This window comes from Streptomyces sp. NBC_01537 (assembly GCF_045040445.1).
Classification (GTDB): Bacteria; Actinomycetota; Actinomycetes; order Streptomycetales; family Streptomycetaceae; genus Actinacidiphila.
This window is the reverse complement of record NZ_CP109392.1, coordinates 2,047,701-2,069,637: the sequence shown is the minus strand read 5'-3', so window position 1 is coordinate 2,069,637 and position 21,937 is coordinate 2,047,701. Positions and strand designations below refer to the sequence as shown.

The 21,937-nt window shown below is 70.3% G+C and carries 19 protein-coding genes and 1 riboswitch; of the genes, 18 read left to right on the top strand and 1 reads right to left on the bottom strand.

Features of this window, described 5'->3' with window-relative positions:
• Nucleotides 1-94: 94 nt before the first annotated feature.
• From OG607_RS09600 to yjfF, 8 genes are all read left to right on the top strand, one after another.
• Nucleotides 95-976, top strand: a complete 882-nt coding sequence (locus tag OG607_RS09600) for an aldo/keto reductase (RefSeq protein WP_405721231.1) — start codon at nt 95-97, stop codon at nt 974-976.
• Between the two features lie 887 nt (nt 977-1,863).
• Nucleotides 1,864-2,013: a hypothetical protein gene (locus OG607_RS09595; RefSeq protein WP_405721228.1), complete on the top strand. Its 150-nt coding sequence runs from the start codon at nt 1,864-1,866 to the stop codon at nt 2,011-2,013.
• Nucleotides 2,014-2,055: 42 nt separating this feature from the next.
• Nucleotides 2,056-3,750 (top strand): rhamnogalacturonan lyase B N-terminal domain-containing protein, encoded by a 1,695-nt coding sequence (locus tag OG607_RS09590; RefSeq protein ID WP_405721226.1) that lies wholly within the window; start codon nt 2,056-2,058, stop codon nt 3,748-3,750.
• A 190-nt stretch (nt 3,751-3,940) separates the two neighbouring features.
• On the top strand, nt 3,941-4,945 hold the full coding sequence (locus OG607_RS09585; protein WP_405721223.1) for a LacI family DNA-binding transcriptional regulator: 1,005 nt from the start codon (nt 3,941-3,943) through the stop codon (nt 4,943-4,945).
• A 98-nt stretch (nt 4,946-5,043) separates the two neighbouring features.
• Entirely contained in the window at nt 5,044-6,051 is a 1,008-nt protein-coding gene (locus OG607_RS09580; protein ID WP_405721220.1) for an ABC transporter substrate-binding protein, read from the top strand.
• Nucleotides 6,052-6,182: 131 nt separating this feature from the next.
• The gene (locus tag OG607_RS09575) at nt 6,183-7,751 is read left to right on the top strand and encodes a sugar ABC transporter ATP-binding protein (protein WP_405721217.1); all 1,569 of its coding nucleotides are present in this window, start codon (nt 6,183-6,185) and stop codon (nt 7,749-7,751) included.
• Nucleotides 7,751-8,875 carry an ABC transporter permease gene (locus OG607_RS09570; RefSeq protein ID WP_405721214.1) on the top strand — a complete coding sequence of 375 codons (1,125 nt, stop codon included), beginning with the start codon at nt 7,751-7,753 and terminating at the stop codon, nt 8,873-8,875. Before OG607_RS09575 ends, OG607_RS09570 begins: the two co-directional genes overlap by 1 nt.
• Nucleotides 8,872-9,876 carry a galactofuranose ABC transporter, permease protein YjfF gene (gene yjfF, locus OG607_RS09565; RefSeq protein ID WP_405721211.1) on the top strand — a complete coding sequence of 335 codons (1,005 nt, stop codon included), beginning with the start codon at nt 8,872-8,874 and terminating at the stop codon, nt 9,874-9,876. The genes OG607_RS09570 and yjfF overlap by 4 nt, the downstream gene beginning before the upstream one ends.
• A 34-nt stretch (nt 9,877-9,910) precedes the next feature.
• Here yjfF and OG607_RS09560 read toward each other — a convergent pair whose 3' ends face one another.
• A complete protein-coding gene (locus tag OG607_RS09560; protein ID WP_405721208.1) occupies nt 9,911-10,408 on the bottom strand; it encodes a MarR family winged helix-turn-helix transcriptional regulator in 498 nt (165 codons plus the stop codon).
• 196 nt (nt 10,409-10,604) lie between these two features.
• On the opposite strand from OG607_RS09560, the gene OG607_RS09555 reads away from it, so the two are divergent.
• The 10 genes from OG607_RS09555 (at nt 10,605) to OG607_RS09510 (ending at nt 21,916) form a co-directional block, all read left to right on the top strand.
• The gene (locus OG607_RS09555; protein WP_405736658.1) at nt 10,605-11,372 is read left to right on the top strand and encodes a dioxygenase; all 768 of its coding nucleotides are present in this window, start codon (nt 10,605-10,607) and stop codon (nt 11,370-11,372) included.
• 41 nt (nt 11,373-11,413) lie between these two features.
• Nucleotides 11,414-12,211, top strand: coding sequence for a maleylpyruvate isomerase family mycothiol-dependent enzyme (locus OG607_RS09550; protein WP_405721205.1), 798 nt, complete (start codon nt 11,414-11,416; stop codon nt 12,209-12,211).
• Between the two features lie 105 nt (nt 12,212-12,316).
• A riboswitch (SAM riboswitch) is annotated at nt 12,317-12,426 on the top strand.
• Nucleotides 12,427-12,457: 31 nt separating this feature from the next.
• Complete coding sequence (locus OG607_RS09545) at nt 12,458-12,577, top strand: putative leader peptide (protein WP_405721202.1); 120 nt, start codon at nt 12,458-12,460, stop codon at nt 12,575-12,577.
• Nucleotides 12,578-12,769: 192 nt separating this feature from the next.
• Nucleotides 12,770-14,401, top strand: a complete 1,632-nt coding sequence (locus OG607_RS09540; protein ID WP_405721199.1) for an ABC transporter substrate-binding protein — start codon at nt 12,770-12,772, stop codon at nt 14,399-14,401.
• An 8-nt stretch (nt 14,402-14,409) separates the two neighbouring features.
• Nucleotides 14,410-15,369 carry an ABC transporter permease gene (locus OG607_RS09535; protein ID WP_405721196.1) on the top strand — a complete coding sequence of 320 codons (960 nt, stop codon included), beginning with the start codon at nt 14,410-14,412 and terminating at the stop codon, nt 15,367-15,369.
• Nucleotides 15,366-16,316 (top strand): ABC transporter permease, encoded by a 951-nt coding sequence (locus OG607_RS09530; protein ID WP_405721193.1) that lies wholly within the window; start codon nt 15,366-15,368, stop codon nt 16,314-16,316. The genes OG607_RS09535 and OG607_RS09530 overlap by 4 nt, the downstream gene beginning before the upstream one ends.
• Nucleotides 16,313-18,040, top strand: a complete 1,728-nt coding sequence (locus OG607_RS09525) for a dipeptide ABC transporter ATP-binding protein (protein ID WP_405721191.1) — start codon at nt 16,313-16,315, stop codon at nt 18,038-18,040. The genes OG607_RS09530 and OG607_RS09525 overlap by 4 nt, the downstream gene beginning before the upstream one ends.
• Nucleotides 18,037-18,870 (top strand): DUF1684 domain-containing protein, encoded by an 834-nt coding sequence (locus OG607_RS09520; RefSeq protein WP_405721188.1) that lies wholly within the window; start codon nt 18,037-18,039, stop codon nt 18,868-18,870. The genes OG607_RS09525 and OG607_RS09520 overlap by 4 nt, the downstream gene beginning before the upstream one ends.
• Nucleotides 18,867-19,907, top strand: a complete 1,041-nt coding sequence (locus tag OG607_RS09515) for an LLM class flavin-dependent oxidoreductase (RefSeq protein WP_405721185.1) — start codon at nt 18,867-18,869, stop codon at nt 19,905-19,907. Before OG607_RS09520 ends, OG607_RS09515 begins: the two co-directional genes overlap by 4 nt.
• The gene (locus tag OG607_RS09510) at nt 19,904-21,916 is read left to right on the top strand and encodes an alpha/beta hydrolase domain-containing protein (protein WP_405721182.1); all 2,013 of its coding nucleotides are present in this window, start codon (nt 19,904-19,906) and stop codon (nt 21,914-21,916) included. The genes OG607_RS09515 and OG607_RS09510 overlap by 4 nt, the downstream gene beginning before the upstream one ends.
• Nucleotides 21,917-21,937 lie beyond the last annotated feature (21 nt).

The following is a 21,937-nucleotide window of genomic DNA, read 5'->3' as shown; positions in this document are numbered from 1 at the left end:
TGGAGCACGCCGCGGTGACTGCAAACGGGGGATCGCACAGGGGGATAACGACAGTGACTCCCACTCGTGCCGGACGTGTGCCTAACGTCGGAGCATGCCCAAGAACGCGATCACTTTGAACAACGGTGTGGAGATGCCGGCCATCGGGCTCGGCGTCTTCCAGACCCCGCCCGATGTCACGACCGCCGCGGTCGAGGAGGCCCTCCGCCTCGGCTACCGCCACATCGACACGGCCGCCGCGTACGCCAATGAGCGTGAGGTGGGCGAAGGCCTCCGCCGCTCCGGCATCGCCCGCGACGACGTGTTCGTCGAGACGAAGGTCTGGATCAGCGACTACGGCTACGACGCCACGCTGCACGCGTTCGACAAGAGCGCCGGCAAGCTCGGCCTCGACCGGCTCGACCTGTTCATCCTCCACCAGGCCCTGCCCTCGGCCTTCGACCGCACGCTCGACGCCTACCGGGCGCTGGAGAAACTCCTGGCCGACGGCAAGGTGCGTGCCATCGGCGTCAGCAACTTCATGCCCGAGCACCTCGACCGCCTCCTCGCCGAGACGTCCGTCGTGCCCGCCGTGAACCAGATCGAGCTCCACCCGTACTTCCAGCAGACCGCGCTGCAGCGGGTGCACGCCCAGCACGGCATCGTGACCCAGGCATGGTCACCCATCGGCGGCATCACCTCCTACCGCGAAGCCGCCAAGAGCACCTTCGACGACCCGACCCTGCTCGGCATCGCGCGCCTGCACGGCAGGTCGGCCGCCCAGGTGATGCTCCGCTGGCACCTGCAGAAGGGCCGCTCCGTCATCCCCAAGTCGACCAAGCCCGCCCGCATCGCCGAGAACTTCGACGTCTTCGGCTTCGAACTCACCACCGAGCAGCTCGATGCGATCGACGCCCTCGACACGGGCGTGCGCGGCGGCCCCGAACCGGACAGCATCACGCTGGAGGCCTACGGCAGGGACATCCCCGAGGCCTGAGGTCACCGCCCCCGGGCCCGCCGGGGCTTCGCCCCGGACCCCGAACGCCCTTCGGGCGTGTCCTCAAGCGCCGGACGGGCTGGGTTGGCCGTTGTGCGCCTGCCGTTGGTGGTCTGGTCGGGGCCGCCTGCCGGGACTGCGTCCTCAGCGCTCGCGACTTGGGTCGACCCGATTCGTGCCCGGGATCCTCGCTCGTCGCTTCCGGGCGCATCCCTCCACCGTCCCCTTCGGCCCGTTCGCGGCCACCGGCCGGTGGGGGTACGGGTCCTCAAACCCGGACGGGCTGAAGATGCCCTTCCGGCCGGGCGGGGGCGGTGGAGGGGTTCTCCCGCAGGCGACGAGCGAGGGCCCCTATTCTCCTGCGCGGTCCTCGCGGGCGCTTCGCTGGCTTCGGACCGCTGCGCCGGCCTCCGGCCGCCGACCCGGGGGCACCGCCCACCTCCCCTGGGCGGGGCGGGGGCGGTGGAGGGGTTCTCCCGCAGGCGACGAGCGAGGATCCCGGGCACGGACTGAAGGTGCCCGAGTCGCGAGCGCCGAGGAGAGAGACCCCGGCAGGCGCCCCCGACCCCACGGTCAACCCAGCCCGTCCGGCGTTTGAGGACGGAACCGGCAACCATGGCAGATGGCACCGCAGCGACACCGGGTTCAGGCGGCACCGTCCGCTCCGCGCCGAGGAGAGAGACCCCGGCAGGCGCCCCCGACCCCACGGTCAACCCAGCCCGTCCGGCGTTTGAGGACGGAACCGGCAACCATGGCAGTTGGCACCGCAGCGACACCGGGTTCAGGCGGCACCGTCCGCTCCGCGCCGAGGAGAGAGACCCCGGCAGGCGCCCCCGACCCCACGGTCAACCCAGCCCGTCCGGCGTTTGAGGACGGAACCGGCAACCATGGCAGACGGCACCGCAACGGCACCGGTGCAGGCGGCACCGTCCGCGCGGCCCGTCCGGCGATTGAGGACGGAACCGTCGGCCATGGCAGACGGCACCGTAAAGAAGCCGGGCGACCACGGCAACCTTTCCGCGATCAGCGACCTCTGAAAGGCAGGTAAGTCAACCCCACACCACCGCAGGAGATCGCGCATGGCCGAGCACAAGTCCCCCTCCCCTCTCCGCCGCTTCGGGCGGCGCCGGTTCATCGTCGGGGCCGGAGCCGCGGGCGTGGCCGTCAGCGCGGGCGCGGTGATCGAGGGGCTGGCGTCATCGGCGGGGGCGGCGACGTTCGGGTATGCGGACGACGGCAAGAACTATGTGATCAACACGGGCGCGGATCTCGTTCTCAAGATCAGCCACGTCAACGGCGACATGACCTCCCTCGTCCACAAGGGCAAGGAGTACCAGGGCTACAACGGCCAGAACTCGCACGTGGAATCAGGCCTCGGCGCCTCCACCGTCAGCATCAAGCAAACGGGCAGCACGATCCTGGTGAAGGTCGTGCACGGCACGCTGACGCACTACTACGCGGCCCGAAGCGGCGAGAACAACGTCTACATGTGGACGAACAAGGCGGACGCCTCCTTCACGGCGACCCGCTACATCGTCCGGGTCAAGCCCGGCACGTTCCCCAATGCCGACCCCGACGCGTGGGACGCGACGACCGACAAGATCATCGAGGCCGGTGACGTGTGGCGCAAGCCGGACGGCAGCACCCGCTCCAAGCACTACTCGGGGCTGCGCGTGATGGACTACGACTACATCGGCTGGAAGAACTCGGCCGCCGGCATGTGGATGGTCCGCAGCAACCATGAGAAGGCCTCCGGCGGCCCGTTCTACCGCTCTCTCCTGCGGCACTACAACGACGGCGGCGCGGGGCTGTACGAGATCCTCCACTACGGCGAGAACCAGACCGAGGCGGAGCGCTTCGGCCTCCAGGGCCCGTACGTCCTGGCCTTCACGCCGGGCGGGGCCGCGCCGTCCGCCAAGCTGTACGCGCGCAACATCGACACGAGCTGGGTGGACGGCCTCGGGCTGAAGGGCTGGACGGCCAAGAGCGGCCGCGGCAAGGTCGCGGGGGTCGGCTTGTCGGGGCGGGACAGTGCGTACACGTATACGATCGGCTTCGCCAACGCGGACGCGCAGTACTGGACGGTGGCGAATGCGACAACAGGGGGATTCTCCTGCGCAGGGATGCTGCCGGGCACGTACACGATGACCGTCTACAAGGGCGAACTCGCCGTGCACACCGGTACGGTGACGGTCACGGCGGGCGCGACGACGGCGCTGCACACCATGGCCATTGCCAATGACCCGGCAACCGCCGGGGCGATCTGGCGGATCGGCGACTGGAACGGCACGCCGGCCGGCTTCAAGAACGCCGAACTGCTGACCCGTGCCCATCCGTCCGACAAGCGGGCGGCCGCGTGGACCGGCAATTACACCGTCGGCTCGTCATCGGCCGGCTCCTTCCCCTGTTACCTGTGGAAGGACGTCAACAACGACCTGCTGGTGTACTTCAAGCTGACCGCCGCCCAGGCCGCCGCGGCCCACACCCTGCGCATAGGGCTGACGACCAACTTCTCGGGCGGCCGCATCCAGGCCTCGGTCAACGACTGGACCTCGCGCATTCCGGCCGCGCCGACGGAGCCGAACACCCGCACGCTCACGGTGGGCAGTTACCGGGGCAACAATGTCACGCTGACGTACAGCGTCCCGGCCTCGGCGTGGCAGAGCGATCCGGGGCAGTACAACGTCCTCAAGCTCACGGTGGTGAGCGGTACTTCGGGAAGCGCCTACCTCAGCCCCGGGGTGTCCTTCGACGCGATCGACCTCCTCGCCTGACTCCTGACCCCTCCGCCCGGAACCCTTCCATCACAATCAACACCAGTTCGATGCGAAGCTCTTGACCCCCGAGGATTGTTAGCGCTAACAATGTCGTGCGCATCACAGAGCTGTGAAGAGCGAACGCCAAGGGGGCATGGCCGTGGAACGACAGGACAGACAGCCGTTACACCAGTTGCGTCCTCCGACCATGGCCGATGTCGCCACGCTGGCGGGGGTTTCCCACCAGACCGTCTCGCGGGTGCTGGGGAACCACCCCAACGTCCGCGAGGCGACCCGCCTCACCGTGCTGCGCGCCATCGAGGAGCTGGGCTACCGCCGTAACTCCTCGGCGCGGGCACTGGCCACCCGCCGCACCCGGACCGTCGGGGTGGTGGCCTCCGACACCACGCTCTTCGGGCCGGCCAGCACGTTGTTCGGGCTGGAGGAGGCGGCCCGCGCCGAGGGGTACACGGTCTCGACGGTGAGCCTGCGCAGGCTCGACGGCGCGACGTTGTCCGGTGCCCTGGAGCACCTCAGCGACGGCGGGGTGGAGGGCGTGGTGGTCATAGCGCCGCACCGCCCGGCGGTGAGCGCGCTGGCCGAACTGCGGTATCACTTCCCGGTGGTGACGGTGGAGGGCGGCCATGACCTGGACATCCCCTGCGTCAGCGTCGACCAGCACCTGGGCGCGCGGCTGGCCACCGACCACCTGCTAGCGGCCGGCCACCGTACGGTCTGGCACGTGGCCGGGCCCGAGGACTGGCTGGAGGCCGGGGCCCGTACGGCCGGCTGGCGGGCGGCGCTGGACGCGGCGGGGGCCGCGGTGCCCCCGATGCTCACCGGGGACTGGAGCCCGCTGTCGGGCTACCGGGCCGGCCAGGAACTGGCCGGCCGCGCGGGCCGCGGCATGACCGCGGTCTTCGTGTCCAACGACCAGATGGCGCTGGGGGTGTTGCGCGCCTTCAGGGAGGCGGGCGTACGGGTCCCCGGCGACGTCGCGCTGGTCGGCTTCGACGACATCCCGGAGTCGGAGTTCTTCGCGCCCCCGCTCACCACGGTCCGGCAGGACTTCATGGCGGTGGGCAAGCGCAGCATCGGGCTGCTGACGGACCGGATCGAGGGCCGTGACCCGGCCGACGGATCCGGAGCGGCCCGGATCGTGATCGAACCCCAGCTCATCGTCCGCAGCAGTTCATCGCCGTCGTCACTCTGACGCCCTGAATTGTTAGCGCCAACATCCCCAACCCCGTCCCCTCTGTCCCCATCCCCTTCCTTCCCGTCTCGGACCGGTTTTTCTTCAAAGGAGAAGACATGCTCGACAGACGTACCTTCCTCGCCCTGTCCGCCGCCACGGCGGCGGCCGGCGGACTCGCCGCCTGCGCCAAGAAGTCCGACACCGCCAGCTCTTCGAGCAGCAGCGGCAGCAGCGGCGGCACGATCACCCTCGGCTTCTCCCAGGTCGGATCGGAGAGCGGCTGGCGCGCCGCCAACACCCAGTCGGTGAAGGACGCCGCGAAGGCGGCCGGCATCAACCTCAAGTTCTCCGACGCGCAGCAGAAGCAGGAGAACCAGATCTCGGCGATCCGCAACTACATCGCCCAGAAGGTCGACGTCATCGCGTTCTCCCCGGTGGTCGTCACCGGTTGGGACGCCGTGCTGAAGGAGGCCAAGGCCGCCGGCATCCCGGTCGTCCTCACCGACCGCTCGGTGGAGACCTCCGACTCCTCGCTGTACGTCACCCTGGTCGGCTCGGACTTCGAGATCGAGGGCGAGCGCGCCGCGCACCTGCTGGAGAAGGTCCTCGCCGACCACAAGGGCGCGGTGAAGATAGCCCAGCTGGAGGGCACCACGGGTGCGGCACCCGCGATCGAGCGAGCAAAGGGCTTCAAGAAGGTCATGGACGCCAGCGACCCGACCTGGAAGATCGTGGCCAGCCAGTCCGGCGACTTCACCCGCGCCGGCGGCAAGCAGGTCATGGCGGCCTTCCTGCAGGCCCACTCGGACATCAACGTGCTGTTCGCCCACAACGACGACATGGCGATCGGTGCCATCCAGGCGATCCAGGCGGCCGGCAAGAAGCCCGGCACCGACATCAAGATCGTCTCCATCGACGGCGTCCACGACGGCTTCGTCGCGATGTCCAAGGGCCAGATCAACGCGATCGCCGAGTGCAACCCGCTGCTCGGCCCGCAGCTGATGGACATCGTCAAGACGGTCCACGCCGGCAAGGGCTCCACCCTGGCCCGCTGGATCAAGACCAAGGAGAGCGACTACATGGCCTCCCAGGCCGCGGCGGCCCTGCCGACCCGCAAGTACTGACCGTCCCCGGTACGGGAGCCCTCCCAGCGGCGGCGGGAACTCCCGGCTCCCGTACCGGACGTGATGACCCATCAGGTCAGTTTTTGTTTCAGATCGTCAAGTCCATGAAGGCCATCGAGGAGCGCTGCACCATGGCAGAGCCACAAGCCGCGCCCGTCCTGCAAATGGCGGGCATAGTCAAGGAGTTCCCGGGCGTACGGGCTCTGTCGGGTGTCGATTTCCGGCTCTTCCCCGGCGAGATCCACGCCCTGCTCGGGGAGAACGGCGCCGGGAAGTCCACCCTCATCAAGGTCCTGACCGGGGTGCACTCCCTGGACGCGGGCACTGTCACGCTCGAAGGCGCCGCCGTGCGCATCACGAGCCCGTCGGACGCCCAGCAGGCGGGCGTCAGCACGGTGTACCAGGAGGTGAACCTCTGCGCGAACCTGTCGGTGGCGGAGAACATCTTCATCGGCCGCGAGCCGCGCCGCGCCGGCCGCATCCAGTGGAAGCAGCTGCGCGCCGAGGCCGCCGAGCTGGTCACCCGGCTCGGCCTGGACCTGGACGTCGCCGCGCCCGTCGGCTCCTACCCGCTCGCCGTGCAGCAACTGGTGGCGATCGTGCGGGCGGTGAGCATCGGCGGCACCAAGGTGCTGATCCTGGACGAGCCGACCTCCAGCCTGGACCGCGACGAGGTGCAGGAACTGTTCCGCCTGATGCTGCGGCTGAAGGCGGAGGGCGTCGCGATCCTGTTCGTGTCGCACTTCCTGGACCAGATCTACGAGGTCTGCGACCGCATGACCGTGCTGCGCAACGGCACCCTGGTCGGCGAGCACCTCACCAGCGAGCTGGACCAGGTCGGCCTGGTCAAGCTCATGATCGGCAAGGATCTCGACGTACTGGAGGAGCTGGAGGAGCACCACCTGCGCCCCGCCGTCGGCGAACCGCTGCTGGAGGCCGAAGGGCTCGGACGGACCGGCGGCATCGCGCCGTTCGACCTGGAGATCCACACCGGTGAGGTCGTCGGCCTCGCCGGGCTGCTGGGCTCCGGACGTACCGAACTGGCCCGGCTGCTGTTCGGCGCGGACCACGCGGACAGCGGGAAGATCACCATCGCGGGCACCACGTCCGCGCTGCGGGAGCCGAACGACGCCATCGGGCGCGGGGTCGCCTACTGCTCGGAGAACCGCAAGACCGAGGGCCTGGTCCCTGATCTGACGGTCCGTGAGAACATCATCCTCGCCCTGCAGGCCGCCCGCGGCTGGACCCGGCCCGTGCCGGTGGCCCAGCGCGACGAGCTGGTGGCGAAGTACATCCAGGCGCTGGACATCCGGCCCGCCAACCCCGAGGCCAAGGTCAGCGCGCTGAGCGGCGGCAACCAGCAGAAGGTGCTGCTCGCCCGCTGGCTGATCACCCAGCCCAAGCTGCTGATCCTCGACGAGCCGACCCGGGGCATCGACATCGGTGCGAAGGCGGAGATCCAGAAGCTGGTCGTCTCGCTCTCCGAGGAGGGCATGTCCGTGGTCTACGTCTCCGCCGAACTGGAGGAGGTGCTCCGGCTCAGCCACACCATCGGTGTGCTGCGCGACCGCCGGCTCGTGGCCCGGATCGCCAACGGCCCGGAGATCACCGCCGGCCGGATCCTGGAGACCATCGCCAGCGGAGCGCACGACGTGCAGGACAGCTCAGTGCGAAGCGCTGAGCCGAGCGGAGAGCACTGATGACCACGACTTCGACCCCCACCCCAAGCGCTCCCACCCCAGGCGCCCCCGCCCCGAGCGCCCCCGCCACCCTGTGGCGCAAGGCCACCGGGCACCAGCTCTTCTGGCCCGTCGCCGTGCTGGTCGCCCTGCTGCTGGTCAACGTCCCCTTCACACCGGGCTTCTTCGCGATCCACCTCCAGGACGGCCACCTCTACGGCAGCCTCGTCTCGATCGTCCTGTTCGGCTCACCGCTGATCCTGGTCGCCCTCGGCATGACCCTGGTCATCGCGACGGGCGGCATCGACCTGTCCGTCGGCGCCGTCGTGGCGATCTCCGGCGCGCTGGCCTGCCTGGTCGTCAGCAAACAGGCCGACCAGGGGAGCGTCTCCGGGGTCCTGCTCGGCTTCGCGCTCGCGCTGGCCGTCTCCCTGGTGCTCGGCGCCTGGAACGGGCTGCTCGTCGCCCGGCTCGGCATCCAGCCGATCATCGCCACGCTGATCCTGATGGTCGCCGGGCGCGGGGTCGCCCAGCTGATCACCGACGGGCAGATCATCACCGTCAACAGCAGCGCGTACGCCCTCATCGGCGGCGGCTACTGGCTGACGTTGCCCTTCTCCATCTTCGTCGTGACGGCCGTGGTCGCCCTGACGATGGTGCTCACCCGCCGCACCGCGCTCGGCCTGCTCGTCGAGGCGGTCGGCGGCAACGCGGAGGCCAGCCGTCTGGTCGGCATCCGGTCCCGTCGTATCAAGATCATGGTCTATATGTTCTGCGGGCTGTGCGCGGGCATCGCGGGCCTGATGATCAGCTCCAATGTCTCCGCCGCCGACGGCAACAACGCCGGCCTGTGGATCGAGCTCGACGCCATCCTCGCCGTCGTCATCGGCGGCACCTCCCTGACCGGCGGCCGCTTCCACCTCGGCGGCACCATCATCGGCGCGCTCATCATCCAGACCCTGACCACCACCATCTACACGATCGGCGTCCCCACCCAGACCAACCTGGTCTTCAAGGCCGCCGTCGTCATCATCGTCTGCCTGCTCCAGTCCCCGGCGTTCCGCGCCAAGGTCTTCCGCTCCCGGGCCCGTAAACAGAGCCCTGTTCCCGCCGCCCCCGCGCCGCAGATCGAGGTGTCGCAGTGACCATCTCCACTACCAGTGCGCGCGACCGTGGCGCCCGCCTGCTGGCGGACCGCCGGCTGCCCGTCCTGGTGACGGGTGCCCTGTTCGCCCTGATGTACGGCTTCGGCCTGTTCCGGTACCAGGCGTACGGATTCATCGACGCCCAGGTGTTCATGAATCTCTTCATCGACAACGGCTACCTGCTGGTCGCCGCCGTCGGTGCGACCTTCGTGATCCTCTCCGGCGGCATCGACCTGTCCGTCGGATCGGTCATCGGCTTCACCACGATGCTCACCGCCTGGCTGGTCGAGAAGCAGCATGTCTCCGTCATCCTGGTGATCCCGATCGCGCTCGCCGTCGGGGCCTTCGGCGGCTATCTCATGGGCTACGTCATCCACCACTTCGAGATCCAGCCCTTCATCGTGACCCTCGCCGGGCTCTTCCTCTTCCGGGGCCTGTGCCTGGTCATCAGCAAGGAATCGATCTCGGTCACCGACCCCACGGTCAGCACCCTCGCCACGACCCACCTCACCTTCCCCGGCGGCGCCTTCCTGTCCATCGCCGCCGTCGTCTCCCTCGTCGTCCTCGCCGTGGCCTTCTACGTGCTCCACTACACGCGCTTCGGCCGCCGGGTCTACGCCATCGGCGGCAACGAGCAGTCCGCGCTGCTCATGGGGCTCCCGGTCGGCGGCACCAAGATCGCCGTCTACACGGTCAGCGGCTTCTGCTCGGCCCTGGCCGGCCTGCTGTTCACCCTCTACATCCAGTCCGGCGACCCGCTCCACGCGGTCGGTCTCGAACTGGACGCCATCGCCTCGGTCGTCATCGGCGGCACCCTGCTGACGGGCGGCTCCGGCTATGTGTTCGGCACCCTCTTCGGAGTCCTGGTGCTGGGCCTGATCAAGAGCATCATCCAGTTCGAGGGCACGCTCAGCTCCTGGTGGACGAAGATCGCCACCGGTGTGCTGCTGTTCGCCTTCATCCTGATCCAGCGCGCGATGACCGCGCGCCGGGAACGCTGACGGGTTCCGTGCTCGAACGCCGGACGGGCTGACTTCAGCCCGTGCGGCGTTCGGGTGCGTCGATCCGGCTGAGGATCCCGCCGCAGGCGGAGCGCAGTTGGCCGAGCTGTTCGTCGCCGAGGGCGTCGAAGACCAGCGCGCGGACGGTCTCGACATGGCCGGGCGCGGAGGCGACGACCTTGGCGTAGCCGTCGTCGGTGAGGATGGCGTTGGTGTAGCGGCCGTCCGAGGGGCAGGCTTCGCGGCGGACCCAGCCGCGCTGTTCGAGCCGCTTGACGACGTGGGAGAGCCGGGACAGTGAGCCCTTGACGAGATCGGCGAGGTGGCTCATGCGCAGCAGCCTGCCGGGTGCGTCGGACAGCGCGGCCAGCACCAGATACTCGAAGTGCGACAGGCCCGCGTCGCGCTGCAGTTGTGCGTCCAGCGCGGCCGGCAGCTTGATCACGACGCCGGCCAGTGCCATCCAGACGTCCTTCTCGCCGGGGGTCAGCCAGCGGGGCTCGGTCGTCGTCGGGTCTGCGGTCGGCTCCATGGTGCCGAGTATAGACATTCACTTGACGATTCAAGTGATCGACTCCTAGGGTGCGACTTGAAGCGTCAAGTGAAGGTGTGCGCCCATGAACTCCATCCTGAATCCGGCGGTGCCCGCCGGGGCGTTCGACGAGTTCCTCGTCCATGCGCTCCCCGCCGCCCGCGCCCAGCGCGACTGGACGCCCGAGGACGGGCCGCTGCCCTCGCTCTACATCAGCCACGGCGCGCCCCCGCTCTTCGACGACGAACACTGGATGCGGGAGCTCTTCGGCTGGGCGCAGGCCCTCCCCAGGCCCCGGAGCATCCTGATCGTCTCCGCGCACTGGGAGTCCGAGTCGCTCACCCTGTCGGCCCCCGCCGCGCACACCCCGCTGGTGTACGACTTCGGCGGTTTCGACCGGCGGTACTACACGATGACGTACGACACCCCCGACGCGAGCGCTCTCGCGCGGCGGGTGGCCGGGACGATGCCCGACGGCGTACCGCTCCACCAGCACCGGAGCCGCGGGCTCGACCACGGGGCCTGGGTGCCGCTCAAGGTCATGTACCCCCTCGCCGACATCCCCGTCCTCCAGCTCAGCATGCCCACGCAGGACCCCGACGGGCTCCTGGCGATCGGCGCGCGGCTGCGCTCGCTGCGGGAGGAGGGCGTCCTGGTGATCGGCTCCGGCTTCATGACCCACGGCCTGCCGTTCATCACCCGCGAGATGCTCGCCGGCGCCGTGCCCTCCTGGTCCTCGGACTTCGACGCCTGGGCGGCCGACGCGCTCGCCCGCGGCGACGTCGACGAACTCGCCGCCTACCGCTCCAAGGCGCCCGGCATGCCCTACGCCCACCCCACCGCCGACCACTTCATCCCGCTGTTCGTCACCCTGGGCGCCGCCACCCGGGCCGACCGGGCGGTGGAGACCGCCGTCGACGGCTACGCGATCGGCTTCTCCAAGCGTTCCTTCCAGGCCGCGTAACACACCGACAGACCGCCAGACCATCATCGGAGACGACTGCCATGACGACCGACCGCGCCGAAGCGACCATCAAGGCCCTGCGCACCGGCCACGACGAACTCGCCGCCCTGGTGGGCGGGTTCACCTCTGACGACCTCGCGCGCCCCTCGGGCGCCTCGGAGTGGGACATATCCCAGGTCCTGAGCCACCTCGGCAGCGGCGCGGAGATCGGCCTCGCCACCCTCGAAGGCGCTGTCGCAGGCACGGGCAACCCCGGCGGCGAGTTCAACCAGTCCGTCTGGGCCCGCTGGAACGCCATGTCGCCGGCCGAGCGCGCCGAGGGCTTCCTCACCGCCAACGAGGCCCTCGTCCTGCGCTACGAGGGCCTCGACGCCGCCGCCCGCGCCGACCTGCGCATCGACCTGGGCTTCCTGCCCGCCCCGGTCGACGTGGCCACCGCCGGCGGCCTGCGGCTCAGCGAATTCGCCCACCACGCCTGGGATGTCAAGGTCGGCTTCGACCCCACGGCTGCCCTGGCGCCTGAGGCGACCGAGCTGCTGCTCGACCAGATCGCCATGCTCATCGGCTTCCTCGGCAAGCCGGCCGCCCTCGACGGCCGCCAGGTCGCCCTCGCCGTCCATGTCACCGCCCCGGACCGCTCCTTCGGCCTCGGCCTCCACGACACCGCCGCCCTCACCGACACCCCCGCCGAGCCCGACGCCGTCCTCACCGCCCCCGCCGAGTGGTGGCTCCGCGCCGTCACCGGCCGCCACGCCCCGCACCACACCCCCGCCACCGTCGCGCTCACCGGCGACGCGATCACCCTGGACGACCTGCGCCGCGTCTTCCCCGGCTTCTGACCTGCCGGTTCCGGCCGTCAGCCCTGCGCGGCTGACGGCCGGTCCATTGCTCATCTAGCCGACCGCCGTTGACGGATGACGGCGGCCCTCAGTAAAGTTGCATGCGGCATCGAGTGTCAGCGTCAAGCCCTGGCTTGCTGACCGGCAACCCTCGTACGCGGTGGGGTGCTCCAGGTGAAAGCCCGGCAGGGTCGCTGGCTCTGCAAGCGCGTGGCCCCGTGACCGGGGTCCGAGATCTGGAGGATCATGGTGCGGCACAGTGTCGACCTGAACGCCTCGATCGCGACCGCGCCCGCGTTCTCCCGGTTCTCCCGCCGACGTCACATCGACCTGCAGCGCATCACCAGCTGCCTGTGTCACGGCTGACCGCGTCCCACCCTCCTGACTGACGTCTGTCGTCCGTTTCGGCTTCCGCGGGCAGCGCTCTGCGGGCTCTCACGGACCTTTCCTGTCTGAACCCTCTTGACCCGGATTGGGTCGACCGCACACGCGGTCCGCCATGTCCGCATCTCCGCATGGGCGCGTGCCTGGTGACTTTCGAGTAGGAGAAACGATTCCGTGAAACCGCATCCGGATTCCAGAGCCACCCGGTGGACCGCGCCGGCCGCGCTCGTGACGGCCGCCGTACTGTCGCTGAGCGCCTGCTCGTCGAGCAGCGGGAGCAGCTCCGGCTCGGGCGGCGACGGGGGCCAGGCCAAGGCCGGTGGCACGCTGACGTTCGCGGTGGGCTCCGATGCCGGCTGCGTGGATCCGCAGCAGGTGGGCAGCAACGACACGATCTACTCGCTGCGGCAGATCGTGGACTCGCTCACCGACCAGGACCCCAGGACCGGCAAGATAGTGCCGTGGCTGGCGAAGAGCTGGGACATCAGCTCGGACGCGACGACGTTCACCTTCCACCTGCGATCGGGTGTCACCTTCAGCGACGGGTCACCGCTGACCGCGCAGGTGGTCAAGGACAACTTCGACGCGGTGCCGAAGCTCGGCGCCCTGGGCGTGCTGGCCGAGGGGTACCTGAGCGGCCTGCAGAGCACCACCGTCGTCGACCCGCTCACGGTCCGCGTCAAGTTCGGGCAGCCCAACGCACAGTTCCTGCAGGCCACGTCGACGCACTCGCTGGGTATCGAGTCGTCGGCGAGTGCGAAGGAGAGCCCGCAGGAGAAGTGCAGCAAGGGTGTGGTCGGCTCCGGGCCGTTCGTGCTGAAGAGCTACGTGCAGAACCAGTCGATCAACCTGGCCAAGCGCGGCAAGTACGCCTGGGGTTCCTCGCTGTGGACCAAGAAGGGCGAGGCGTACCTGGACAAGCTGGTGTTCAAGGTGGTGCCCGAGGCGGGGGTGCGCACCGGCAGCCTCCAGTCCGGGCAGGTGGACGCGATCGGCAGCGTCGGCAAGGCCAATGAGGCGGCACTCAAGGGCGGCCGGGTGAACCTGCAACAGCGGGCCAATCCCGGCGTGGTGTTCAACCTGGGGCTGAACAACTCCCGGCCGCTGCTGAAGGACACGAAGGTGCGGCAGGCGATCGGGTTCGCCATCGACCGGCAGCAGATCGTCGACGCCGTTTTCCCGACCGGCACCCAGCCCGCGACCAGCATCCTGGCGCACACCACACCGGACTACGCGGACCTCGGCCCGGACCTGACCTTCGACGCGGCGAAGGCCAAGTCCCTGCTGGACTCGGCCGGCTGGAAGGCGGGCAGCGACGGCATCCGGTCGAAGAACGGCACCAGGCTGCGCCTGACCGTCAAGTGGTTCGCCAACGCGGCCACGAACCAGCCGGCGCTGGAGCTGATCCAGCAGCAGCTCAAGGCCGTCGGTGTCGACGTGGTGCTCAAGGAGCTGCAGATCACCCAGTTCGCCCCCACGCTGCAGTCCGGCGACTTCGACGCGGTGTGGGGCAACGTGACCCGCGCCGACCCGGACATCCTGCGCAGCTCGTACTCCACCAAGCTGTCCAACTTCTATCACCTGCCGGCGAGCGGGCTGGACTCCGCGCTGTCTCAGCAGGCGGCGACCACCGAGGCGGCCAAGCGGAAGCAACTGGTCGACCAGGCACAGCAGTTGATAGTGCAGAACGCCTACGTCGTTCCGGTGGTGGAACTGCAGACCCAGTTGGGAGTGGCAGAGAAGGTGCACAACCTCGACTTCGACGCCTCCAGCCGGATCCAGCTGCACGACACCTGGATCGGTTAGCGGCCGGCATGCGTGGCTATGTGGTCAAACGCCTCGCGCAGGCGTTCGGGGTGCTGTGGGCGGCCTACACGGTGTCGTTCCTCGTACTGGATTACCTGCCCGGTGATCCGGTCTCCGCGATGGCCGGCGCCGGAGCGGACTCGGGCCAGATCGATCCGGCGCAGATCGCCGCACTCCGGCATCAGTACGGCTTCGACAAACCAGTGCTGGTGCAGTACGCCGACAACCTCGGCAAGGCGGTGCGCGGGGACTTCGGCGACTCGGTCTCCACCGGCCGGTCGGTGACCTCGACCCTGGCCGACGCACTGCCGCAGACCCTGCAGCTGACCGGGGCGGCGCTGCTGCTCGCGGTGGTCCTCGGCGGCGGTCTGGCAGTGCTGGCGACCTACACCACGCAGTGGTGGCTGCGGCAGCTGTTGCTGTCGCTGCCGCCGCTGGGGGTGTCGGTACCGACGTTCTGGGTCGGACTGGTGCTCGTCGAACTGTTCTCCTTCCGGGCGCGATGGTTCCCGGCGTTCGGCAACGACGGGCTACGGGGCCTGGTGCTGCCGGCCGTGACGCTGGCGGTCCCGACCGGAGCGATGGTCGCGCAGGTGCTGGCCAAGAGCCTGCTCACGGCGCTGGATCAGGCCTATGTGGAGACCGCCCGGGCCAAGGGCGCCGACCGGCTGCGCATTCACCTGCGGCACGCGCTGCGCAACGCGTCACTGCCCGCGCTGACGATCGTCGGGCTGCTGGCCGGGCAGCTCATCGCCGGTTCGGTGGTCGTCGAGACGGTGTTCTCCCGCGACGGCCTGGGCCGGGTGACGGCCGCCGCGGTCACGGCCCAGGACATTCCGCTGGTCCAGGGGGTGGTGGTGCTCGGGGCGCTGATCTTCGTGGTGGCAAACCTGCTCGTCGATCTCGTCTATCCGCTGCTCGACCCGCGGATCGTGGTGGCCTCAAGCAGGAAGGTGCGTCCCGTATGAGCCAGACCGTTGCCGACGATGCCGGCCCCGGCGCCGCGCTCGTCCTGGCACGACCGGTCGACCCCGGCCTCGACCCCGGTCTCGGCGCGGGCTCCGGCCCGGGGCCGGCGCGCGGGTTCGAGCCGAGCCGGGTGGTGCGATTCCTCCTGCTGCGACCAGGCCTGCTGCTGTCGGGCCTCGTGGCGGTGCTGGTGGTGCTGGCCGCGTTCTGGCCGGGGCTGTTCACCTCGCAGGATCCCCTGCGGGGGGTGCCGTCGCAGAACTTCCAGGGCCCGAGCGGCGCGCACTGGTTCGGTACCGACGAACTGGGCCGTGACCTGTTCTCCCGGGTGGTGCACGGCGCGCAGCTGTCGTTGAAGGCGACGCTGGTCGCCGTGGGGGTCGCCTTCCTGACCGGCGGCCTGCTCGGCCTGGTCGCCGGGTTCGTGGGCCGCTGGGTCGAGGATGTGGTGATGCGCTTCGTCGACGTGCTGCTGTCGATCCCCGCGCTGTTCCTGTCGCTGGCACTGGTCACCGCACTGGGCTACGGGACGGTGAAGGTCGCGGTCGCGGTCGGGATCGCCAGCGTGGCCGGCTTCGCACGGGTGATGCGCGCGGAAGTGCTGCGGGTGCGGCAGGCGGTCTTCGTCGAGGCGTCCCGCTCCTGCGGGGCCCGCTGGTACTCGGTGCTCGGCCGGCATGTACTGCCCAACGCGATGGGCCCGGTGATCGTGCTGGCCACCCTGGAGTTCGGTACCGCCGTCCTGGCCGTCTCGTCGCTGAGCTTCCTCGGTTACGGAGCGCCGCCACCGGCGCCGGAATGGGGCACGTTGATCTCCGACGGACGCAACTACCTGGGCAACGCCTGGTGGCTCACCGCCCTGCCCGGGCTGGTGATCGCCGCGACCGTGCTGGCCACCAACCGCGTCGCGCGAGCGCTGGACGGCGAATGGTCCCGGCAGCGATGACCGGCCCGCTGACGAACGAACCCGAGACGGATGAAGCCGTGACGAACGATGCAGGGGAACCGCTGCTGGAGGTGCGGGGCCTTACGGTGTCGTACCGCACCCGCGGCGGCACCGTGCGGGCCGTGCGGGGCGTGGACCTCGACGTGTGGCCGGGCGAAGTGACCGCGGTGGTCGGCGAGTCCGGATCCGGCAAGAGCACGACCGCGCACGCGGTCATCCGGCTCCTGGCGGCGAACGGCAGCGTCGACGCCGGCACGGTCCGCTTCGGCAGGCACGACCTCACCTCCCTGTCGGAGCGGGAGCTGCGCACCGTACGCGGCGCGGGAATCGGCCTGGTGCCCCAGGACCCCTCGGTGTCGCTCAACCCGGTCAAACGCATCGGTGAGCAGGTCGCCGAGGTGCTGCGGATCCACCAGCTGGCGACGCGACGCTCCGCGTCACTGGACGCGATCGCCATCCTCGACCAGGCCGGGCTGACCGACGCGGCCACCCGCGCCCGGCAGTACCCGCACGAACTCTCCGGCGGGATGCGGCAACGGGCCCTGATCGCCATCGCCATCGCCGCGAAGCCGAAGCTGATCATCGCCGACGAGCCGACCAGCGCGCTGGACGTCACCGTGCAGCGGGTCATCCTCGACCATCTGCAGCACCTCACGGAGGAGTCCGGCACCTCGGTGCTGCTGGTGACCCACGACCTCGGCGTCGCCGCGGACCGGGCCCAGCGGATCGTCGTCATGTCGCAGGGCAGGGTCGTCGAGACCGGACCGACCCGGGAGATCCTGGAGAACCCGCAGCACGACTACACCCGGCAACTACTCGCCAGCGCTCCCAGCCTGACAATCGCACGTCCCCGGGCCAAGGTCTCCTCCCCGCCCATCGCCGAGGAGCGGGCAGCCGGGGAGCGGGCAGCCGGGGAGGCGGCGGCGCCGCTGGTCGAACTCCGCAACGTGGTCAAGGAGTTCCGGTTGCCCCACACCGCGGGTTCGGCCCGCACCCTGCGCGCGGTCGACGACGTCAGCTTCACCGTCCACCGCGGCCGGACGGTGGCCCTGGTCGGCGAATCCGGCTCCGGGAAGTCCACGACCGCCCGCCTTGTACTCCGCCTGACCGACCCGACCGCCGGGCGCATCCTCTTCGACGGTGCCGATGTCACCACCGCCCGCGGGACACAGGCCAGGCAGCTGCGCCGCCGGGCCCAGCTCGTCTACCAGAACCCGTACGCCTCGCTGGACCCGAGATTCTCCATCGGCGAGGTGATCACCGAGCCGCTGCGCGCGTTCAAGGTCGGCGACCGCGCCTCCCGGCCGGCCCGGGCCCGGGACCTGCTCGACCGGGTGGCGCTTCCCGCCTCGCTGCTGGACCGCCGCCCGGCGGAGCTGTCCGGCGGCCAGCGGCAGCGGGTCGCGATCGCCCGCGCCCTCGCCCTGTCGCCCGACCTGGTCGTCTGCGACGAACCGGTCTCCGCGCTCGACGTCTCCGTCCAGGCCCAGGTCCTCGACCTGCTCGCCGAACTCCAGGCCGACACCGGAGTGGCGTATCTGTTCATCTCGCACGACCTGGCCGTCGTACGCCAGATCGCGCACCAGGTCGCCGTCATGAAGGCGGGCCGCATCGTCGAGACAGGCACCACCGACGACCTGTTCACCCGCCCCGGCCACGACTACACCCGCGAACTGCTCGCCGCGATCCCCGGCGGCCGCTACCAGGACAAGGAGCACACATGACCGTCTCGGACGCCCCGGCGGACCTTCAGGCCTTCACCGACGACTGGCAGGAGTGGCATCGCCGGCAGGAAGCCCGCATCGGCGACCCGCACGGGTTCCTGGCCGTCACCCACCTGCACTGGCTCAGCGACCGGCCCCAACGCTTCCCGGACGCTCCGGGCGCCTGGTCGACCGACGCCGACGGGATCACCGTGGTCCTGAGCGACGGCGAGGAACTGGTCGTCGACGGTACCCCCGTTCGGGGCGAGTTCCGCTTCGGGGTGCTCGCGGAGCGCGTCAGCGTCAACGCGGTCTGGGGCGACGCCGTGATCGAGGTGGCCAAGCGCGGCGGGCACGACATCGTCCGCCCCCGGCACCCGGAAGCACCGCTGCGCACCGCCTTCACCGGAACGCCCGCCTACGCGCCCCACCCTCGCTGGGCCGTCACCGGCCGCTACGTGGCCTTCGACGAGCCTCGGCCCACGACCGTGGGTGCCGCGGTCGAGGGGCTGGAGCACGTGTACGACGCGCCGGGCCGGGTCGAGTTCGAGCTGGACGGGCGGACACTGGCCCTGACGGCGTTTCCCGGGCACGGTCCGGGCAGTCTGATCGCTCTGTTCACCGACGCGACCTCCGGGGTCACCACCTACGCGGCCAACCGGGCCCTCGCTCTGGACCCGCCGGCCGCGGACGGCACGGTCGTGCTCGACTTCAACCGGGCCACGAACCTGCCGTGCGCCTACACCGATCTGGCCACCTGCCCGCTGCCGCCGGCGGAGAACCGGCTGCCCGTGTCGATCGAGGCGGGGGAGAAGATCCCGTACGAGCGGGCCGGGCGGAGCGAGGCATGAGCACCCCCACCATCACCTCGCTGGCCTTCCTCACCCCGGGCAACTTCGCCGACGACGACCCTTACACCGGCCTGGAGGAGACACTCCAGTTGTTCGAGTACGGCGAACGGCTCGGCTACGACGGCGCCTGGATCCGGCAGCGCCATCTCGAACACGGCGTCGGCTCGGCCGCGGTCTTCCTCGCCGCGGCCGGCCAGCGCACCGAGCGGGTCGAGCTGGGGACCGCGGTCATCCCGATCGGGTACGAGAGCCCGTTCCGGCTGGCCGAGGACCTGTCACTGTCCGACGTACTGTCCCGCGGCCGGCTGCAGGTCGGCTTCAGCACCGGCATGCCGCACGCCGAGCTGCTCGGCGATCTGGTGTACGACGGGGACTGGCGCGGCTTCGACCTCTCCTACGGCAGGGTCGCCCGCGTCATCGACAACCTGCGCGGCGACTATCTCGGCGGTCCGGACACGGTGATCCAGTCGCCGGGCAACACCCAGCGGCCCCGTCTGCAACCGCACAACCCCGCCCTGGTGAACCGGCTCTGGTACGGCGGAGGCAGCCTGCGCTCGAGCAGGTGGGCCGCCGAGCGCGGCCTGAACCTGCTGAGCGGCAACATCGTCACCGGCGAAGGCACCGACGACTTCACCACGGCCCAGCTCGCCCTGATCTCCGAGTACCGGCGCGCCGTCTCCGACAGCCGGCCGGCGCGGGTGGCGCTCGGACGGGTGATCGTGCCGTTCGACAGCGCCGACGCCACCACCCGGGCCCGCTACCGGGACTACGCGGCCGGCCGGCACCGGCGCACCCTGGCACCGCAGGGCGCGAAGCGGACCCTGTTCGCCCCGGACGTGGTGGGGACCGCCGAGGAGATCCTGGAGCAGCTGGCCGCGGATCCCGTGGTCCCGGCCGTGTCGGAGCTGCGCCTGGAGCTGCCGTACGAGTTCCGGAGGGCCGACTACGAGCAGATCCTGCACGATGTCCGCCACCTGATCGCGCCCGAGCTCGGCTGGCGACCGGCCGTGGAGACCGCCTCCGCGGTCCCCGCATGACGCCCGCTCCGAAGGAGCCCGTGCGGCTGGAGATCCATGCCCGGGAGCCGTTCGCCGACGGCCATCGCTTCGCCGGGACCGGAGCGTACGAGGTGGTCACCGCCACGGCGCACTACGCGGTCGATCCGGAGGCGCCCGCCCATCGGCCGGTCGCCGACCTCGGACTCGCGCCTCGCGACAGCACGGGCGCGGTCCGCTTCAGCGGGGACGTCGAGATCTACCGGCCGGTCGAGGGCGGGAGCCGGCGGCTGTTCTTCGACTGGGGCAACCGGGGCAACAAGCGCGCCATCCAGTACTTCTGCGATGCCCCGCCCACCAAGCGCCCCCGGACGCTCGCCGATGCCGGCAACGGCTACCTGATGCGGCGCGGATACACGATCGTCTTCGGCGCGTGGCAGGGCGACCTGCTGCCCGGCGACGGCCGGCTGCTGCTCGATCTCCCGGTGGCGGTCCGTGACACGGAACCCGTACGGGGGCTGACGACGGCCGAGTTCATCGTGCCGGAGCCCACCGCGTCGCTCCCGCTGTCGCGCTGGACCAGTACGAGATCCTCCCCGGTCAGCGAGGCGGGCCAGCGCACCGCCCGGCTCACGCGCCGGCGCTACCCGCACAGCACGCCGGAGGAAGTGCCCGCGCGAACCTGGCGGTTCGCCCGGCTCCAGGGGGGTGACGCACACGGTGGCGTAAAGGGCGGTGACCTGCAGAGCCGTGATGTCGGCGTCGTACCCGGCCGGGGTGATCTCCACGTCGACGGCGGGCTGCAGCCGGGCTGGATCTACGAACTCACCTATGAGGCCGAGGCGCCGCTCGTCCTGGGCCTCGGCCATGTCGCCGTCCGCGACCTGGTCAGCCACCTTCGCCACGACCCCTCGCAACCGGCGGGCCCGATCGAGTACGCCTACGGCTGGGGGCGTTCGCAGACCGGCCGGGCCATCCGCGACTTCATCCACCACGGCTTCAACGAGGATCTCGACGGCCGCCGCGTGTTCGACGGACTGCTGCCGCACGTCTCCGGCGCGGGCCGGCTGGACACCGGGCGTTTCGCCAACCTGACGGTTCCGGGCGGCCAGAGTTACGAGAACCACCTCAACCCGGCCGACGCCTTCCCGTTCGCCTATGCCGAGACAGTGGATCACCTGACCGGAGCGCGGGACGCGATCATGAAGCGCGCGAGCGACCCCAAGGTGCTGCACACCCAGACCTCGACGGAGTACTGGCAGCGCCGAGGATCGCTCGTGCACACCACGACCGACGGCCAGGACCTGGGCTTTCCGCCGAACGTCCGTGGCTATCTGTGGTCATCGAGCTCGCACGTCGCGAGCCCGGTGCCGGAAGCCCCGGCAAAGGGTGTCTGCAACCACCTGGGGAACGTCGTCGCCTCGTCGGCCCTGTTCCGTGCCGTACTGGACGCCCTCGACGTATGGGTGAGCCACGGTGTGGAGCCGCCCGCCAGCGCGGTGCCCACCGTCGCCGACGGCACCCTGGTGCCGATGGACGTATGGGCACGGCAGTTCCCCGCCGTGCCGTCGGCCCTTCCGCCGCACGGGCCCAACGAGCTGTACCTCGTGGACCGTTCGGCCGTGCCGCCGGTGCCCGACCCCGCGCGCCGGTACACCGTGCTGGTGCCGGCCGTCGACGCCGACGGCAACGAGACGGCAGGCGTACGCGCTCCCATGGTGGCCGCCCCGCTCGGGACCTACACCGGGTGGAACACACGGGGGCCGGGCCACGGCCACGGCGCGCTGCACGAGTTCACCGGCTCCACGCTGCCGTTCGCCGCCACCGAGGACGAGCGCCTGATCACCGGCGATCCTCGCCCCAGCGTGCGGGAACGCTACGGCGACTCGGCCGGCTATGTCACCGGCATCAGGGCCGCAGCCGAGGACCTCGTGGCCAGACGGCTGCTGCTGGAGGAGGACATCGAGCGCGCGGTGGTGTCGGCGGCGGACTGGTCGGCCCCTCGTCACCGCGTCGATCTGCCCTGGGAGGGACCCTGGGGGCCCCGGTAGGGGAGGGTCTGGCTGTAGACG

What these genes read in the sequence shown, in the direction of transcription:
- OG607_RS09600 (WP_405721231.1), top strand. Translation starts at nt 95, where the DNA reads ATGCCCAAGAACGCGATCACTTTGAACAACGGTGTGGAGATGCCGGCC.
- OG607_RS09595 (WP_405721228.1), top strand. Translation starts at nt 1,864, where the DNA reads ATGGCAGACGGCACCGCAACGGCACCGGTGCAGGCGGCACCGTCCGCG.
- OG607_RS09590 (WP_405721226.1), top strand. Translation starts at nt 2,056, where the DNA reads ATGGCCGAGCACAAGTCCCCCTCCCCTCTCCGCCGCTTCGGGCGGCGC.
- OG607_RS09585 (WP_405721223.1), top strand. Translation starts at nt 3,941, where the DNA reads ATGGCCGATGTCGCCACGCTGGCGGGGGTTTCCCACCAGACCGTCTCG.
- OG607_RS09580 (WP_405721220.1), top strand. Translation starts at nt 5,044, where the DNA reads ATGCTCGACAGACGTACCTTCCTCGCCCTGTCCGCCGCCACGGCGGCG.
- OG607_RS09575 (WP_405721217.1), top strand. Translation starts at nt 6,183, where the DNA reads ATGGCAGAGCCACAAGCCGCGCCCGTCCTGCAAATGGCGGGCATAGTC.
- OG607_RS09570 (WP_405721214.1), top strand. Translation starts at nt 7,751, where the DNA reads ATGACCACGACTTCGACCCCCACCCCAAGCGCTCCCACCCCAGGCGCC.
- OG607_RS09560 (WP_405721208.1), bottom strand. Translation starts at nt 10,408, where the DNA reads ATGGAGCCGACCGCAGACCCGACGACGACCGAGCCCCGCTGGCTGACC.
- OG607_RS09550 (WP_405721205.1), top strand. Translation starts at nt 11,414, where the DNA reads ATGACGACCGACCGCGCCGAAGCGACCATCAAGGCCCTGCGCACCGGC.
- OG607_RS09545 (WP_405721202.1), top strand. Translation starts at nt 12,458, where the DNA reads ATGGTGCGGCACAGTGTCGACCTGAACGCCTCGATCGCGACCGCGCCC.
- OG607_RS09535 (WP_405721196.1), top strand. Translation starts at nt 14,410, where the DNA reads ATGCGTGGCTATGTGGTCAAACGCCTCGCGCAGGCGTTCGGGGTGCTG.
- OG607_RS09530 (WP_405721193.1), top strand. Translation starts at nt 15,366, where the DNA reads ATGAGCCAGACCGTTGCCGACGATGCCGGCCCCGGCGCCGCGCTCGTC.
- OG607_RS09525 (WP_405721191.1), top strand. Translation starts at nt 16,313, where the DNA reads ATGACCGGCCCGCTGACGAACGAACCCGAGACGGATGAAGCCGTGACG.
- OG607_RS09520 (WP_405721188.1), top strand. Translation starts at nt 18,037, where the DNA reads ATGACCGTCTCGGACGCCCCGGCGGACCTTCAGGCCTTCACCGACGAC.
- OG607_RS09515 (WP_405721185.1), top strand. Translation starts at nt 18,867, where the DNA reads ATGAGCACCCCCACCATCACCTCGCTGGCCTTCCTCACCCCGGGCAAC.
- OG607_RS09510 (WP_405721182.1), top strand. Translation starts at nt 19,904, where the DNA reads ATGACGCCCGCTCCGAAGGAGCCCGTGCGGCTGGAGATCCATGCCCGG.